The sequence below is a fragment of the Hyphomicrobium sp. 01T421 genome (assembly GCF_056398805.1).
The window spans coordinates 109740-125628 of sequence record NZ_JBFTQC010000005.1 but is presented as its reverse complement, the minus strand read 5'-3'; the positions used below and the strand labels follow the sequence as shown (position 1 = coordinate 125628).

Here is a 15889-nt window from a genome sequence, read left to right as displayed (position 1 = left end):
AATGTCGAGAGTGCCGTTCAGGCTTTTACGGCAGTTTGGCGGGCAAATCGCCGTTTGCGGCTGATCGCATAGGGCAGGCGAACGATAAATGGCGGCAGTCTCAGTTGCGCTGCGGCTTTGTGAAAGATGCCCATCGGTCGCCACCGCCGCTCCGCCGGATAGTCGTTCGAAAGTATCAATTCGCGAGCCGTTTGCACGTCTCCGCGACTCAGCCGTTCGTTGATGGCCGCAACTAAGAAAATCACCAAGCGCTGCCTTTGAAGATCCTTGTAGGCGGAGGGAACGTTGATCTCTCGCAAAAATGCGTAAATTGGAAGATGATCGAGGCGCTCGGTTTCGGCTCCCGGCGTCAGCCGATAGCGATGCGTTACGCCGGAGGTGAGGAAGAGCAATGCGTCGCCGCTCAACTCCGCTAATCGCAGGGCAAAAGCCACGTCAACAGCGGAGCCAGGGTTAGCCGGCAACGCCGTCGCCGCACGTTTCGCGAGATCGGTCCTTAGCAAGAAGCCGTTGCTCGGCAATTGCAGTGATAGAACTGAAAACCAAACGCTATGAATGCGGTCCAAATACTCTTCGGTTCTAAGGTACGTTTTATTGAATTGTTCTGTCTCCGCAGACAGTAGCGCTCCGTTCGCGTCGAGAATTTCCTGGACGCCGAAGGCGCCAATCGCCGAGGGGTTTTCGCAGGCGGCCTTAATTGTAAGGTCCATTCCGCCCGGTGCGAACATGTCGTCGTCATGTAGCAACGAGACGTACGGCGTGGTGACGTGATTGAATAACCTGATGATGTTATCGCGTTGTGACGCGACCGCGGCCCTTGGCAAATACTCGATGCTCACACCGTCGGGAACTGCGAGGGCTTTGAGCATTTCGTTGGTTTCGTTCGTGCGGGAATCGTCGCCAATGACGATGCGCAACGGCCGGTAGGCTTGCGTTACGCATGAGTGAATTGCGGCCTGCAGGAGCCGAGGCCGTTCGTAGGTCGGGATGCACACACTGACCGGATCTGGCATTCGATGCTCCAATTCGTCTGCGGCAACGTGCGGCAGGGTTCTCGGGGCGCTCAGGTGTTTCGCTCGCTTCGACGACGATCAAGCCGGTTCGGCTGCTCAGAATCAATGCCGCATATACGGCGCCGTACGGAAAATTGCTTCAGGCTCGTTGGGGGGAACTTCCCTTGAGAGCAGGAGTAGGTGTTGTTGCTGTTTTCAATGCACTCATCAGCGTAGGGAGTGATCCCGTTTGCGGCCAGATCCCGCGCGCCACCAGTTTTGCCAAACCGGCGAACGCGTGTTGGGCGCAACGCTGGGCTAACCACCATTCCCAAAGCGAGCCACAGCTTCCGCCATCGATGCGTTCGACAATCGTTGCGGCGCCGTTGACAGAAGAGAATCTGGGAGCGGGATCGATGTTTGTATATTTTAAGCTGCCTTCCGTTGTCGTAATCGCGGTCGTGACAGCTGCTTTCGCCACGGCGGGCGGGTTCTCTTCGCAGACGTTCGCCGCCGCAGACGACCTCGCTGCCAAAGACACACACGGCGAGACATCGCCGGATGTTTTTTGCCGGGGCAAGAAGGATGGCGTTTATATCATTGGTTCCGGTCCTCTCGTCTTGGAGGAGGGTGATCCTTTCAATATCCACATGATCGCTTGCCGTGTGGCCGACGGGCAAACGGTTCAAATGCAAGTTTCGGGTGTGGCGAGCGACGACAATCTGTTGGAAGAGTCCTATGACGTGGTCGCGCAAAAGGCTCTTTCATCGCGGCCGGGTCTGTCACTCGAGCCTGTAACATCGCATGATTTTCAGTATCGCCTGTCCCCCGGCACCTATGAATTGAATTTCCCATTCAAGTTTGCGCGCGGGCGGAATTTCACGGGCAGTGATGCCGCTCCGTGGGCACCAGGGAAACAGGAGCAAATCGATTTCATCATCGCGGCCGGGTCGGTCAATCCGGCCACCATTCATGACTCATCAACCTTCAAGCTCATCACCGAGGGCCCACGCTTTGCAGGTGGTGAGGATCGCGCAATTCGATGGTCGCTTTTGCGTTCTGTTCCGGCGATTGCTGCGGGTGAAAGCGTGACATTCGAGATTGATGAGAGCGGCGCCGCTATCAAGAAGCCTACCAAGATTCGCATCGGTATCGATCCGAGCAGTACGGTGGACGAGGGTGCGTTTCAGGGCCACATCGTGGATGCGATAGCTGCAGCGGTGCCGCCGGGAACGTACGATCCTGCGAGCGGCGTGTTGACCATCGATGCTCAAACGAAGTTTCCCATAAAATTCACGCTGACCGCGCGCGACGATCCTAAATCCGGAGATTTTGTTCTGGGTCTCAAAGACAACGAGACCGGGGAAATCGATGCTGGCCGTGCGGGCGTTCATCTCGGGGACTGGGCATTGCCTCCAGCGAAGCCCGCAATGGGCGTGAATATGGCGAGCGGTGAATTTGGTCAGGGCACTACGTTCAACAAAGATTACGTCTATCCGGAGAATGCGCGGATCGACTGGTCCAAGGAGCAGGGATTCAAGATCCTCCGCATCCCCTTCAAGTTTCAAAACATCCAGTCCGGCCCGCAAGGCGAACTTCGCCATCAGGACATGCAGGAACTCGGCCGCGTGGCATCACGGTGCGCGCGAAACGAGATTGTTTGCATTTTGGATATGCATAATTACGGATCGTATTATAGCGACGACGGCAAGGGTATGGGCCTGGCGGGCTCGAACGGTGTTTCCAACCAGAGGTTGGCGGCGCTCTGGGCGAAACTCTCCGTGCATTTCAAGAACAACCCGTACATCTGGTTTGGTCTGATGAACGAGCCGCACGAGCAGTCGGCGCTCGAGTGGATGAAGACGGCGAACACAATCGCTCTGGCCATTCGGGATGCCGGCGCTCCGAACAAGATTGTTTTTCAAGGTTCCTATTGGGACGGCGCGCACTCGTGGGATTCATCGGACAACAGCGTACAGGTTCTCAAGGCGTACGATCCTCTGAACAACTTCGCCGTTGAAGCTCATCAATACCTTGACGTGGATTCTTCCGGAACGTCCTCCTTCTGCATGCCGTTCAGCGGCGCGCGTCGTCTCGATCCGTTCACGACGTGGCTGAAGAAATACAAGATGCAGGGCATCATCGGTGAGGCGGGGTGGGCCAATAATTTCCTTTGTCTCCACGAGGGCGAGAATATGCTCGACAGTTGGAAGAGCGCGATGGCGACGCCTTCCGAGGGAGGCTACATAGGTTTCACGTATTGGGCCGCCGGCCCGTGGTGGGATAATAACTACCCCTATCTCGTCGAGCCGCGACCCTTCCCAGGTGGCACACCACCACCGATGCTTGACCAACTGAAAAAGTATATTCCGCGCTGACGGTCGTGAGGACGTAATGCGGATCTTTACTTGTGAACGGGGAATGCGGGTCTGCCTCGGCTGTAGCCGTAGAGCACCCCGTTTGCCCAAGCTATTCTAAGGCGGGCCCCCGCGAAATCTCCGGTCGCCACGCACCAAGCGCCTCGGAGGGAGGTTTTCGCAATTTTTCCCAATATGTAGGGCGGCGGGTAGCGATACTTGCGAATGAGGTAGCCGAAGCCTCGCGCGTAGGCGGTGGTTCTACGAGCTCTCTCGGCAATAGGGGCGCGATCATCGATCGGGTCATGGAATATCGTGAGTTCCGGAAAATACCATCCGGCCGCTCCCTTGCCGAGGGCACGCAGAAGAAAGTCTGTTTCTTCGCCCGATTGGAAGTCGCTCGCCGCACCGAGGCCCAGTCCTTCATCGAAGTTCAGCGATTGCGCGAGCATGCGTTCGATGAAAATCGTATTGGAGTTACCGGCCTCAAAAATGTTTTCGCGCGTTATCAGTGCTTCCTCGGACAGCGTGACTGTTACGCCGTGCCCTTCGGGATCGATGGACCGGCCGGTGATGATGTTCAGCTTCGAATTCCTCCGGAAGGTGTCCAGCACTTCTTCGACGACCGTCGGTCGATACCAGACGTCATCGTCGGGAAATCCGACATACCGGCCGTAACTCGCTGCGAGGCCGACGTTCCTTGCCCGAGAAAGGCCCGGCCGCGAGCGCAAATGTCTTATGCGGAGTGCAGGAAATTTCCGGATCGTCGCGTCCAGGAATCCTTCGGGATTTTGATCGACGATAATGACTTCAAAGTTCTTGCGCGTTTGCGCGTTCAATGATCGCAACAGGCGCTCGAGCGGTTTCACGCGGCCCAAAGTGCAGACGAGAAGTGTAAGAAGAGCCGCTTGCGGTGCATCGTTTGCCATCATCAGCTTTTCCGTTACGCTGGCAAAGAAATGAGGTCTGCGAGATCTGCTTCAACCCAACTCAAGCATAGTTCGTTGCTACTAGACATAACAACCGACAGTTAGCCAATGATGTCGTTCGTCGTCGCGGGACGTGCTGCCTTAGCTTAATAAATGGCATCAATCTTAAGGACCGGTTGGAGTCTCGTTGCTTCAAAATTGGTGCAACGTTGAGCGATCGCCTCAAATAGATCCGGCGACGGCGACAAGTCCGACGGCGATCAGGCTTCCGGCCCAAAAGGCGTCGAGATTGATCCAGGCTTTGGACAGAACCTGCAAGCCGAAATAGCGATAGACGACCCATGCGACGACACCGCCGGCCGCGATCATGGCGATCGCGTGCACGGCCGAGACGAGGATGGCTAGGCCGAGGTTGTTTGCAACGATCGACATCGTGGCGTCGTGGTCCATCAGTGACGACGGCTTCGCGGTGCAAAGCCCGAGATACATCGGGACCAGCATCAAGCCGGCGCCGTGAGCAACGGCGATGGCAAAAGACCAAAGACCGAGTTCCGCCGGGGGGATGCGGGCGAGTATGCGCGGATGGCGGCGATAGACGAACAGCAGAATGCCGACGCCGATGACGATCAAGGCCGCCGCGACGCGGATCTCATGGTTCCAGTACTGCAGAGCCGTCAACATGCCGAAGGGCAATAAAATGATGCCCATCGCCAGGAAGTGTCCGCCGGCAAGTGGTGCCAGTGCGCCAAAGAGCGCCGACGGGCGGCGTTCAATCAATCCGGCCGCCACCGCGAGGGGCCAACCCATGCCGGGGTTGAGCCCGTGATAAACTCCACTCGCAATAACCGCGAGCCAGAGTGCGGTGTTCCAGCCATTATCCATTGTCAATCAAGCCGACGAATAGCAGAACGAGTCGGTCGAGCAATCGCCGCCTTCGAGCCGCACTTGGTGCGCGCGATATCCATCAGGCACCGCCACCCGGAACGTTTTATCGAAGGTGATGCCGCCCGCCGGATTGACGTTGACGAGCGCCATGGCTCCCGGCACGCCCTCCGGATAGAATTGATCATCCCACGTCGAATAGAGCGAGTTCGTTACGTAGACGCGCTTTCCGTCGCGACTGATTTCGAGCATTTGCGGTCCGCCTGCGAAGGCCGTCCCATCGGGCAAAGCGGCTTTCCGGACAATGCCTCCCGCGTGGAGGCTGCCGACAAACTTCGGTTTGCGCGGTTCGGTGACATCATATTGGCGAAGCTCGCCAGTGCCCCAGCATGCGACGTAGAGAAATTTATCGTCCAGAGAGAGGTCGATGTCCGTTATCAACGGGGGAACTGCGCCGAAGCCTTTCAGAAGGGGCGGCAACAATGACGGATCGGCGGGTTCAGCCGGAATCGTCGCGGTCTTTTCGATGCGGAACTCCGAGCCTTCCCGCCACCACGTCCAGACCGATCCTTCGAGGTTCGTCGTGTCGACGACGACGCCGAGGAAGCCATATTCGCGCGCGGGATCATGCGCTGGGCGCACTTCGAGCGCCATTTGGTGGTTGGCGCCGAGATCGATGGTTTGAACGTTGCGGCGCGCGCGCAAATTCCAGAAGTGAACGTGATGGCCGTATTTGTTGGCAAGCAGGTCTTCCGGAACGATGCCTTTTTCAAATTGCGGCGGCAGGCCCCACTCGCTGCTCACCATGTAGTCGCGCGGCAGGTTCCACCAGAAATCATAGTGCAGAAGCTGTGGTCCGCGATCGATCTCCCAACGGCCGAGCACGTCGAAGGTCTCGCAGTCGAGGATGAAGATGCCGGGAGGTCCGTCGGTCCCGTCGGGACCTGCGCCGCCAAGTGTGCTGACGTAGATGCCATCTGGTCCGCAATGCACGGTATGAGGGCGCGAATAGCCGGTTTTGTGGAAGATCTCTTCCGGCTCGATGATCTTGTGAATTTTCGCCTGGGTCGGATGTGGCTTGGTATCGATGATGTAAAGCCGCGACGACCGGAGCCCCGGAATGATGAGGTATCGTCTCTCGATAAATGCGTGGCCGGTCAGCGGCGACAGTGCCGACGAGCACGCGTTCCAGCCGAAATGATGGAACTCGTCGCCTTTGTTCGGCATCGTCACCGTGTGTACGATTTTTCCATACTGCGCGGACGAAGGATCGACATCGACAATTGCGAGTGCGTCGGGCTTGGAGAAGTCCGGACTGAGCAGCAGGGTGTAGGCGAACTTCTCTGGGGGAGCTTCGCTCGCGAGCTTCGGAGATGCGTAGAACGTTGGGTCGGGTCTCTGGACCATTGTTGGTCTCCGTTCAATTGAAAACCGCCGCGCCTATGTAAGCGCGGATGCTCGGGCTCTGTCAGCGAAAATCGCTTAGAATATGCAGGATTTGACTAGCGGTATTTGCGTTTTTTCTGCCGGTTTGTCTGACTGCTTCTCTTTTCCGTAAACGATGTGACGACAGTCGAGGTGGCTTCAGGAGATCCATCAGACGCGATGGTTCCGCCCCCGCCCAGGGCAAATCCAATGGATACAAGCCGCGTTGCGAGCGTGCGAGCCTCGGCGAGATCGTGTGTCACCATGACGATCGTCGTGCGGCTTTCACGCCAAAGCCGGAGAACGACGCGATGCAGTTGCGCGCGCGTTTCGGGATCCAAAGCACCGAAAGGCTCGTCGAGTAGCAATACCTTTGGCCGGCAGATCAGGGCTTGAGCGATCGCTAAACGCTGGCGCATGCCGCCCGACAGTTGGCTCGGGTATTTCGATGCGGCCTGTTCGAGGCCGACATCGGCGAGGGCCTGCCTAGCCTCCTCGATAAGCTTCATACGTTCTTCACCGAAGATACGGCCGAGGAACCGCGAGCGTTTGAATTGCGGACCGATAAGAACGTTCTGCAACGCGGTCTTGTGCGGAAAGACCGAGTAGTCCTGGAACACGACCCCGCGGTCCGGGGCCGGGAAGGGTGAAATGGGCGCGCCGTCGATCGTGATTTCTCCGGCGCTAGGGCGAAGCTGGCTGAGGAGCAGGCGGATAAACGTGGTCTTGCCGCTTCCCGACGGGCCGGTGACGACGCAGAATTCGCCGCTCGCGACGTCGAGGTTGACGTCGGAGAGGACGGGATGATCGCCGATGACGACATTCAGATTGCGAACGGAAATCTGGGTCATCGTGTGTTTCCAGGTTGTGACCAGGGGGAGAGCCGCTTCGCACCCCACCGTAACGCGAGGTCCAGCGTAAACGCTAAAATACCTATCCAGATGACGTAGGGGATGATGACGTCCATCGCCATGTATCGCCGGACAAGAAAGATGCGGTATCCGAGGCCGCTTTGCGCGGCGATCGCTTCGCCGGACAAGACGAAGAGCCACGCCGGCCCGAGGCTCAGGCGAATGCTTTCGAGAAGGCGCGGAAAGATCTGCGGCAGCACGATGTGCAGCGTGATCAGCCATGTCGATCCGTAGAGTGTCTGCGCCTTGATCAGCATTTCCTGAGGAATTTCTTGCGTTCGCGCTGCGATGTCCCGCGCAATAAATGGCGTGATGCCAATTACAATCAGGATGATCTTTGAGACGTCGCCTAAGCCGAACGCGATGAACAATATCGGCAGAAGCGTAATCGGCGGGATGATCGACAGCACGGAGATGAACGGCGCGAGCGTGGCGCGCGCGACCGGAATGAGGCCGACAGCCAAGCCGATGATGAGTCCGATTGCGGCGGCGATTCCCAGTCCGATGCCCAGCCGTTCCAGGCTCGCCAGCGTATCGGCGAGGAACACCAGGTGGCCGGACGTCGGATCGACTACGAAGCCGACGCGTTCCAGTCCTGCGAACATGGATTGAAGCGACGGCAAGAGATTGTCGCGGGCGTTGACCAGCAGCCGCTCCGCCGACGCGATTGCGTAGACGGTCGCGACGGCTAGGAATGGCGCCGTCCCGAGGGCAATGGTGAGCCCTTGAGACGGCTTCGTGTTCAGCAAGCGGGCCATGAGATGCTGCTTAGAGTTTGCCGGCCGCAGCGAGTTCCAAGACGGACCTGTCGAAGCGCAGCAGGACATTCTTGGAATCTCCGACGACTTCGCCGCTCGGCAGTTCGATGCCGATCGAGTTCGCATCCTTCACGTCCTTGCCGAGGAGATTGTAGCGATGGGCGAAATCACGGACACGGATGAGCGTATCCTTGGTTTCAGGTCTCTCAGCGAATGCGAGGGCAGCCTTCGCGTCCGAGAATATGACGACGGACTTCAATTGCTGCTCATAGCCTGCCACATCGGTGGCCGAAGCGGTCGCAAGCGCTTTGATGACGTCAGCGCGCTCGGGTGACGTTCCGTTGATGATGCCGACTGTTTCGTACCATGCGCCGAGCAGGGCTTTGGCGACTTCGGGGTTTTCCTTGAGCTTGCTCGTGCGCAGGAGGATGGACTCGAAGATTTCGCCGTTGATCTTGGACGAGTCGAACACGATGTGGGCGTCGCCGGAGCTTTGAATCTGCTCGACCTGCGGGTTCCATGCGACGATCGCGGAGACGTCGGGGCTCTTATAGGCCGCCACGAAATCTGCGTCCGATGTGTTCACCCGCTTGACGTCGTCGTGCTTCAGATTGCCGGCTTCGAGAGCGCGATCGAGCAGATAGTGGGATACCGAGAACTCGACCAGATTGACAGTTTGGCCTTTGATGTCGGCGAGCTCGTCCTTGCCCTTCAAAATGACGGCATCGGCGCCGTTCGAATAGTCGATGGGGAAGATCGTGGTATCGACGCCGTTGGCGACCGGGATGGAATAGACATCGGCGATGCTGCCGAGGACGCCGTCGAGACCACCAGCTGAATATTGATTGAGCGACTCGACATAGTCATTGAGCTGCACAAGCTCAATGTTGACGTTGTACTTGTCTGCCCACTTCTTCAGGACGCCGCTCTGCTGCGCGTATCCCCAGGGCATCCAGGGCGTAAAGACGATCCAGCCGAGCTTGAATGTTGGCTTTTCAGCCGCGTGAACGGATTGGGTGCCGGCTTGCAGGAGTGCTGCAAATGCCAGAACGGCGGCAAGTATAGTTCGTTTCATGACAGTTCCTCGTGAGGGGCGAAAGAAGGTTCGGGTTGATGCTTCAGAATGCTCGCAGGTTGTCGCGCAGTGTTTTGTGTGTGTAGCCGTCGCGGACCAGTCCCCTGCGCTGCAGGGCCGGTACGAGACCGTCCGTCACCTCGGCGATATGCCGGCGGTTGGTGGAGAGGCTCGGCGTCGTGATCAGAAATCCGTCGCCGCCGACTTGCTCCATTGCTTCGCCCATTTGGTCGGCGACCTGATCGGGCGTTCCGACGAGTTCGATCGAGGCGCAGATGCCGCCTGAGGCCTCGACGACGAGCTGGCGTAGGTTTTTGCTGGTGCCCCATTGCTGGAACATGTCGAGCGAACCCTGCTCGCCGTTCGTGACGAGGCGTTCCGGCAAAGGCTTGTCGAGATCGAACTTTTTGAAGTCGATGTCGGTGATGGCGGAAATCAATGCGAGGTTCTGCTCGATGAAGCGCGGGGCTTCTGTGATGCGCTCGTGCCGGTCGCGCGCTTCGCGTTCGGTTTCTCCGAGCACTGGCGTCACGAGGAACATCACCTTGATGTCATCGGGATTGCGTCCGTGCTTCTTGGCGCGCGCGCGGATGTCGTCGCGGTATTCCTTCATCCCCGCTACGCCGCCGCTGACTGCAATGATGGCGTCGGCATAACGTGCCGCGAAGTCGCGGCCGGTTGGCGATCCGCCGGCTTGCAGAAGCGTCGGACGTCCTTGCGGCGACCGCGCGGTGTTCAAGGGACCGCGTGATTTGAAATATTTGCCCTCGAAGTCGATCGTGTGGACCTTCTTGAAGTCGGCGTAGGTTCCCGATGCGCGGTCGCGAATGATGGCGCCGTCTTCCCAGGAATCGAAAAGCCTGAAGACGAGGTCCATGTATTCGTGGGCTCGTTCGTAACGCTCCTCTCTCGGCGGCAAGCGATCCAGGCCGAAGTTCTGCGCGGCGGCGTTTTCGGCGCTCGTCACGATGTTCCAGCCGAAGCGTCCGCCGGCCAAGTGGTCGACGGTCGAGCACAGGCGTGCCAGCAGGAACGGCGGATAGCCGAGCGTGGACATGGTCGCGACGACGCCGAGATTTTTGGTGGATGCCGCAAGCAAGGTCGCGAGTGGAACCGGGTCATGTTTCGGCGCCATGCCGAGGGCGTGCTTCAGGTAAACCTCGAAACTGCCACCGTATGCTTCGGGAATAGCGAGCTTGTCCTCGAGCATGATGAAGTCGAAGCCGGCGCGATCGAGAGATTGAGCCATCTCGATGTGAAACTTGCCGTCCCAGGAATTGCCGCCGTTCGAGAATGGCTCGTTCCACTCGTCTGAAGTGAAGTTCGTGAACCAACCCAAGTGGAATTTCTTCGATGACACGGAGAGTTCGTCCTTTTAACTTTGGTGATGGAAGGGGGGCGTTGTTGTTGCGTCAGGCCTGGAAAGCGGAGGCGGTCGGGGCGGCGCTGCTTCGCGGTTCTCGCCAATCGAGGCTCCGCAAGACCTCATCTTTCAGCGATAGCGATCGGGCGTCGCTCTCGCCGGCACGCTCAAGAGCTTGCGACAAGCGAAGCGCCTCGGCCATTTTCGACCAGTTGTACGGATTGTTCGGATTGAGGTTGACGCGTTCCGACGCGAGCGCTGAGGCCAGGTTCGAGCTGCCGCTTCTGATCGCCGCCTCAAGCAGCGTCCGATCGATTGCATCGCGCTGGGCTTCGGAGCCGCCGATGTCGATCGCGTTTTCGCGAACGTCGTAAAGAAGATCGAGGGCCGTTTCGTAGCGGTCTTCGCCGAAAGCGACGAGCGCGCTCGAGAGCGGGAGACCGACGCGAACCGTGTTGTGGTAATTGTTCGTGCCTTGATGGCAGCCGGCGACGTATTGCTCGAGGCGGCTCACGACTGCGCGCGCGTCGGCGACGCGGCCGCTGCCGACGTAGGCCATGACAGCATGTACATCGTTGAAGACGTAGAAGGGGTCCGACGCCAGGGCATCCCAGGCATCGGCGAGTTCAGCAAAGCGATCCGCGACAGGAACCCGCTGAAGATGAAGACGCCACAGCAATGACGATGCATCGAGCAGGACAAGGGCGATCTTCGGCGAGGCCTGGTTGAAGATGGCCTTGTCATAGATTTCGAAAGCGGCCGCGTAGTTGCCGATATCGGTGTTGAACAGCGATTTGTGCCACCAATTGTGCGCGCTGAAGAGATTGCCTTCCGCCCAATCGCCGCTGCGCTCGTTCATGAAGCGAAGGCCGTCGGCGATTGCGCCCCGCATCTCGAAGCTGTGCGTTACGGCGTGCAGCGCCCAAACATCGTCGGGGCGAACGTTCAGCGCGATCAAGCCGTGCTCTTCGGCGCGTTCGTATTGGCCGTTTTCTTCAAGGCCGAAGGCGTAGCATCCCTGTACGATGCCATAGTGGGGATCCGATGGAGACCATGCGTTCAGCTGGCGTGCGATGCGATCGCGCAAACTTCTTTTATTGCCAGCGAAGAAATCCAGCTCGTGTCCGATGCGGAGCGCCAGAATATCGCGCGGTTCATCGAGGCCGAGCCGATCGAGAATTCGCGCGGATTTTCGCAGATCGCCGCCGATCCATGCCTCGATTGCCGCCGCGTGATGCCGCTCTCGGCTCGAGAGTTTTTCGATATCTACTTTCGTCTTGAGTTCTTCCAGCGTGTTCTTTGCACGCTCAGCGAACTGCGGTTCCGTCATGAAGAGATCGAGATAGGCCCGCGTGAAATAGGGAAGCGCGAAGCCCGGATTTTCCTCGATCGTTTTGTCGAGCGTCGAAAGTACCGAGGATTTGAAGTAGACCAATTCGTCGAGAGCGCTGCGAAAAAGCGCTGCGCCCTTTTCGGTCGCTCCGGTGAGCGCCAGTCCCTGTTGGTCGTTTTCCATAGACGTTCTCTTTTCTTCAAGTCCCTTGGGCGCGCGAATCCTTCGTTCGCCGCAGGTGTCGTTCGGGCGAACGCGTTGCGAAACGCATCTTGTGTTTTGTGGCGGCGGCCTCAGCGGAAAGTGCGTTCCGCGATACAGAGTGCGCTGGAGCACCAGGAACTTGGGCAGCACCTTTGCGGCGGCCGATTTAGATCATCTGTCAACTTCCACACCGCTGCGTTCAAAAACAGAAGTTGATTTACTCACGAGAAACGAATGTGAGAACTGAATAGAATTTCTAAGCTTAGATCGATGCATGCAGCATTGTCTTCCGTACACGCTGCGGCGCGCCGAAGGTCAGGCTCGGCTCGGAGTTCGTTCGTGCGTTGAAACCGCACGAATGCGTCTAAGCTCATATGAATTTCTGAAATACGTGGTTGGAGGCGGCCTACGGTGGCGTTCTTCGGCCCTGCTTCTTAGCCTGCTCTTGCACGTTCCAATTCATTGCATGCGACGCGGCCGGGCGTGCGCTCTCAGCACCGATGATGGCGAGTTTGCGGCGTGGTTCCTAACGGCGGTTGAACCGTTCGTTCAGCATCGGTTCCGGGACGCTCGTGTTGAATGGCCTCCAATCAAGCGGCATTGAGCGCGCTTGAGGGAGACAAAGTCATGAAACGCACTCTTGCACTTTTGCCGGTCGCGGTTGCCCTGATGACGTTCGGAGGCATGGCCGAGGCGAAGGCGGACTTCGCAGTGGGCAACAAGACCTATCGCAACGGCTCATCCGTCCAACAGGTTCATGATGGCGGGTATTACGAAGGCCGCCGTCCGTGGTGGCGTCACGAGCGTCGGTGGGGCTACGGCAACGAAGGCTGGCGCCGACACTGGCGTGGCGATCACCGGTCCGAGCAGGATCGCGACCGTTACGGCTCGAATGACAGGCGGGATTGGCGCGGCGATAGCCGGTGGCGATAAAAGTTTTGCGGGAGGCCAATTGGCCTGATGGAGCGGCAGGGACGCGCAAGCGCTCCTGCCGCTTTTTTTAACTGTAACGGTTCGCGTTGGCGCGGGCGACGGATCAGGGCAGGAACGGGCAGTAAAGCGAGCGAAAGCTCACCTCGTCGCCTTCAACGGAAAACCCCCGCCACATGGGGTAATCGCTGGTGGGGTTGCGCTCTTTTACGCAGCCTTGGACGACGTTCGACGTCCATGAGCGAACGCGCTCCTCGGCCACGCGGACTTGAGCAAAGACAGCGCCTGAGGGATAGGCGAGCTGATTGAGGACTTGGGTCTTCGCCGTCCTGACCATCCTGTCATCCTGCGACGGCAGGAACAAGCTGACGAGACCCGCGACGAGGATGCCGATGCCAAGAAGACTTGCGGCGGTCGCCGGAGAAGTCGCCGGAGAAGATGTGGATTTGCGGAATAGTAAATTCGCTGAGGGGAGAGGCACAGGCACTTGGCATTTTCCGAAAGTGATAATGACGTAACGATGTTCACAACATCAGCCGAGCCCTTAAGCCTGTGTAAAATATTACATTGGGTTTGCGATGGCCGGGGCATTGGCCCGGAGAAAGCGGAACGATGGCTAACGCGCCTCGCCTACTTGCTCGTTCGGAGCTTTAAAGCCGCTCGAAATCTAGAATAAAATTTGAATGATCCGGCGGCGCGGCGCTCGACGCTCAAGAGATGCGATCGAGCCGCTCGATGCTGTCGCCGATCCGGATCTTACCGCCCTCGATGATCCTTGCAGTCAGGCCGCCGCGACCGCAGACGGCATTGTAACCACCCGGCCCGAGGTTCGCTTCCATTTGACTGCAGGGTGCGCACTCGCCGGTTGTCTCCAGCGTCGTCGATCCAATGCGGAAGCTACAACCTTTGAGGGCGATCAGGTTGATGCTGCGGGTAACAAGGTTTCGGCGCAGCAGTTCTGGAACGACAGCCTCCTTGCCGAGGAACGACGCGATCGCTGCAATATCTTCCGCGGCGATGAGCGTGACCTGACGCGGTCCGTTACGTTCCGTGCGGTAACGGTCGCCCTCGATGCCCCGTTGCGAAATCAAGTTCGCCGTCGTCGGCAGGATCATGGGCGCGTTGCGTGATGGGCGAAGTCCTATCCACACGAGTTCGCCCGGGCCTACCGGTCCGGCCAGCAACTTTGCCAACATGGACTGAGGTGGTGGCGAAGATGCCGGTTCGGTCATTGGGTGGCCGCAGTGCTCGAACGAAGGATCAAGTAGGCTCTGTGCGCGAGATTTGGTCGATATTTGTTCGTGGACATGAGAGATGCAAGTCGAAACGTGGTGAGCACTGGCTTCCTCAGCGCTCAATGGGTGCGCCCGAATCCGGAAGGCTGCGGTCGCGGGCGTCTCATGCTGGAGCGCTCTAAGCGTCAGCCAAAGCACGATAGCGCGTTAGCCGGCGGTGGTATTTGACCAACCTTGCGAGCAGCGGCTTTTTACCAGACGGTCGATCAGCTATTTTCGGACCGGCGGTTTTCCAAAAAGAAATCGATGGAAAGCGCTCTAGGCTGAACGCGTAAATTTCTCTGTTCTTGCTGTAGGAATTGTCGACAAGCTCGCACTCCTTGCCGAGCAGAGCGCAAGCGATCGCCACATGCAGCCGGTCTGTCGTGACTTGCCTTGCGACCGAGATCGTTTTCAAAAAGCACCAGGCGCGAAGCCTTGAAGTCTCGACGTCGGCGACACCCGTGAACACTTTCGATACATCGAGGTCGCTCTCCATTCTCGACGTTGCGGATTCCTTGTCGGTGCGCATAAATCGAACAAGCGGCAATCGGGACAGTTGATCCAGGCCGACGCCGGCGCGTCTCAGGCTAGCTTCCAGAAGCGGCGATCCCAAAGCGTTACATTCTGGATCGCTCAAAAAGTCTTCAACATCGCAGTGAAACGCCATGTCATGCGTCAGCCGGCAATCAATCTTCGGATTGGTGCGGCCGACATGTTCGAACGATCTCTTGTCACGGCACCAAATCGTCGTGCGGCCGTCGAGGGTCTTGATCAATTTTTCATTGGCTCTGACGGTATGCGGGAGAAGGACGATGCGGGCGGCTTCGTGGCGGCACGCTTTGATCGACCGACGCGTGCCTCCATAGATGCCGACGAGGTTTCCTCCGCCGCCCAGGAATACCGTTTGATTTTTGAAATCCGCACGATCGTCGACGACTTGCACGTCGATCGATGCTTTGGACATTGCGGCGAGCGTCGATGCCAGGATCAGGCAGTCGCCGCCGTTGCCCTCGTTCGGAATCAGAAGCACTTTTTTGCCGCTGAACTCCTCCAGAAAACGCTCCATGTCGTCTCGAAGCGAGACCATCACGTCTGTCATAGGTCTCACATGCGGATGCGATGCGCGGAAAATTTGCGGCAGAGCTGGAATAGAGCTGAGCTTTTATCCGCTTCTTCTCCATCATCCGCGAGGGGTGCGCATGGGGAAGGTGTGGAAAATTGCGATCGACTCCGAAGCTCAAGTCCTTTCGTCCTTGAAGGTGGGGCTACTGGCGCTTCCGTCGCCGGAATCGGCGGTCAGCAATTGAGATCGCTACACCGCTTGCGATGATCTCGGGTCACATCAGGAAGACGGGGATCGCGGCGCATTTGATCTGCCACTCATCCGCAGCGGGGCGCGGGATTCGAGGTGCAGCTGCTACGATAATTCCCGGTTCGACAGGGACTTTTTCCC

14 protein-coding genes are annotated in these 15889 nt (G+C 58.3%); 2 read left to right on the top strand and 12 right to left on the bottom strand.

Annotated features, from left to right (window positions below; translation table 11 throughout):
* Nucleotides 1-17 precede the first annotated feature (17 nt).
* The gene (locus tag AC1DK3_RS20710; protein WP_477194125.1) at nt 18-1013 is read right to left on the bottom strand and encodes a glycosyltransferase family 2 protein; all 996 of its coding nucleotides are present in this window, start codon (nt 1011-1013) and stop codon (nt 18-20) included.
* A 395-nt stretch (nt 1014-1408) separates the two neighbouring features.
* On the opposite strand from AC1DK3_RS20710, the gene AC1DK3_RS20705 reads away from it, so the two are divergent.
* Nucleotides 1409-3370, top strand: a complete 1962-nt coding sequence (locus AC1DK3_RS20705; RefSeq protein WP_477194124.1) for a glycoside hydrolase family 5 protein — start codon at nt 1409-1411, stop codon at nt 3368-3370.
* 26 nt (nt 3371-3396) lie between these two features.
* Here AC1DK3_RS20705 and AC1DK3_RS20700 read toward each other — a convergent pair whose 3' ends face one another.
* The 8 genes from AC1DK3_RS20700 to AC1DK3_RS20665 all read right to left on the bottom strand — a co-directional run bounded on the left by AC1DK3_RS20700 (nt 3397) and on the right by AC1DK3_RS20665 (nt 12208).
* Nucleotides 3397-4281 carry a glycosyltransferase family 2 protein gene (locus tag AC1DK3_RS20700; RefSeq protein WP_477194123.1) on the bottom strand — a complete coding sequence of 295 codons (885 nt, stop codon included), beginning with the start codon at nt 4279-4281 and terminating at the stop codon, nt 3397-3399.
* A 219-nt stretch (nt 4282-4500) separates the two neighbouring features.
* Complete coding sequence (locus AC1DK3_RS20695; protein ID WP_477194122.1) at nt 4501-5160, bottom strand: hypothetical protein; 660 nt, start codon at nt 5158-5160, stop codon at nt 4501-4503.
* Nucleotides 5161-5166: 6 nt separating this feature from the next.
* Entirely contained in the window at nt 5167-6567 is a 1401-nt protein-coding gene (locus AC1DK3_RS20690; RefSeq protein ID WP_477194121.1) for a selenium-binding protein SBP56-related protein, read from the bottom strand.
* Between the two features lie 95 nt (nt 6568-6662).
* The gene (locus AC1DK3_RS20685; RefSeq protein ID WP_477194120.1) at nt 6663-7436 is read right to left on the bottom strand and encodes an ABC transporter ATP-binding protein; all 774 of its coding nucleotides are present in this window, start codon (nt 7434-7436) and stop codon (nt 6663-6665) included.
* On the bottom strand, nt 7433-8254 hold the full coding sequence (locus AC1DK3_RS20680; RefSeq protein WP_477194119.1) for an ABC transporter permease: 822 nt from the start codon (nt 8252-8254) through the stop codon (nt 7433-7435). Before AC1DK3_RS20680 ends, AC1DK3_RS20685 begins: the two co-directional genes overlap by 4 nt.
* Nucleotides 8255-8264: 10 nt before the next feature.
* Entirely contained in the window at nt 8265-9329 is a 1065-nt protein-coding gene (locus AC1DK3_RS20675; RefSeq protein ID WP_477194118.1) for a putative urea ABC transporter substrate-binding protein, read from the bottom strand.
* A gap of 43 nt (nt 9330-9372) precedes the next feature.
* Nucleotides 9373-10689: an NtaA/DmoA family FMN-dependent monooxygenase gene (locus tag AC1DK3_RS20670; RefSeq protein WP_477194117.1), complete on the bottom strand. Its 1317-nt coding sequence runs from the start codon at nt 10687-10689 to the stop codon at nt 9373-9375.
* A gap of 52 nt (nt 10690-10741) precedes the next feature.
* Nucleotides 10742-12208 carry a tetratricopeptide repeat protein gene (locus AC1DK3_RS20665; protein WP_477194116.1) on the bottom strand — a complete coding sequence of 489 codons (1467 nt, stop codon included), beginning with the start codon at nt 12206-12208 and terminating at the stop codon, nt 10742-10744.
* Nucleotides 12209-12856: 648 nt separating this feature from the next.
* Between AC1DK3_RS20665 and AC1DK3_RS20660 the strand changes: the two genes are divergently transcribed.
* Nucleotides 12857-13162: a hypothetical protein gene (locus AC1DK3_RS20660; RefSeq protein WP_477194115.1), complete on the top strand. Its 306-nt coding sequence runs from the start codon at nt 12857-12859 to the stop codon at nt 13160-13162.
* Nucleotides 13163-13265: 103 nt separating this feature from the next.
* On the opposite strand, the gene AC1DK3_RS20655 is transcribed toward AC1DK3_RS20660, so the two are convergent.
* The 3 genes from AC1DK3_RS20655 to AC1DK3_RS20645 form a co-directional block, all read right to left on the bottom strand.
* Nucleotides 13266-13646 (bottom strand): hypothetical protein, encoded by a 381-nt coding sequence (locus AC1DK3_RS20655; protein WP_477194114.1) that lies wholly within the window; start codon nt 13644-13646, stop codon nt 13266-13268.
* Between the two features lie 223 nt (nt 13647-13869).
* Entirely contained in the window at nt 13870-14391 is a 522-nt protein-coding gene (locus AC1DK3_RS20650) for an MOSC domain-containing protein (RefSeq protein WP_477194113.1), read from the bottom strand.
* A 181-nt stretch (nt 14392-14572) separates the two neighbouring features.
* Nucleotides 14573-15535 (bottom strand): polysaccharide pyruvyl transferase family protein, encoded by a 963-nt coding sequence (locus AC1DK3_RS20645; RefSeq protein WP_477194112.1) that lies wholly within the window; start codon nt 15533-15535, stop codon nt 14573-14575.
* Between the last annotated feature and the right edge of the window lie 354 nt (nt 15536-15889).